A 638-nucleotide genomic window follows, 5' to 3' on the forward strand; every position below is an offset into this window, starting at 1 on the left:
CACGGATGGGTTTGTTCGGCGGTGAATGTCAGACCCTTCTTATAAAATTTAGGTATGGAGCAAGCGGCGAGGATGCCGGGTATGTCGGTATCTGATTCAGAGGATTTCCGGGTTGGTGAACATGTTCACCAGCTGTTGAATCTTGCTGGGGCGCTGGTGCTGGCGGCTTCGAATGCCGCCTCCGTGCAGGAGGCTCCGGGCGTCTGGTCCGGGGCAGCAAGTCCACCGGACGCCTGCTCTGATGCTTCTTCTGGTGGGGTTCCGTTTGGCATGGATTTGGGTGCTTTGACGGATACGGAGTGTGTGCGGTGGGCGCAGGATTTGGAGCGGTTGGCGACCTTCCAGCAGGCCCTGGGTGTTGCTGCTGCTGCTGAATTGGCCCAGCGTGCCGGGGCTGGTCGGTATGCTTCCACGGGTGCCAGCGGTGCTGCTGATTTGTTGGTTCAGTCGTTGAAGATCAGTGTCGGTGAGGCGCGTCGCCGGATCAGCTTGGCTGAGGCGGTGTTGCCGACCATGGATTCCGTCACTGGTGTTCTTGCACCGCCGACGCAGCCCTTGCTCGGGGAGGCTTTCTTCAAGGGTGAGATCGCGCAGGAGCAAGCGGTCATGGTTGCTAATTTTGCTGATGAAGCGTGCCG

Annotated in this window: 1 protein-coding gene; it reads left to right on the forward strand. The window is 59.6% G+C overall.

The features are described 5' to 3' along the window. Positions 1 to 81: 81 nt before the first annotated feature. Positions 82 to 638, forward strand: a 557-nt coding sequence (locus ACT3TS_RS19735) for a DUF222 domain-containing protein (protein WP_444533226.1), incomplete at its 3' end; no start/stop codon positions are given.

The sequence above is a fragment of the Specibacter sp. AOP5-B1-6 genome (assembly GCF_052376555.1).
Lineage (GTDB): Bacteria > Actinomycetota > Actinomycetes > Actinomycetales > Micrococcaceae > Specibacter.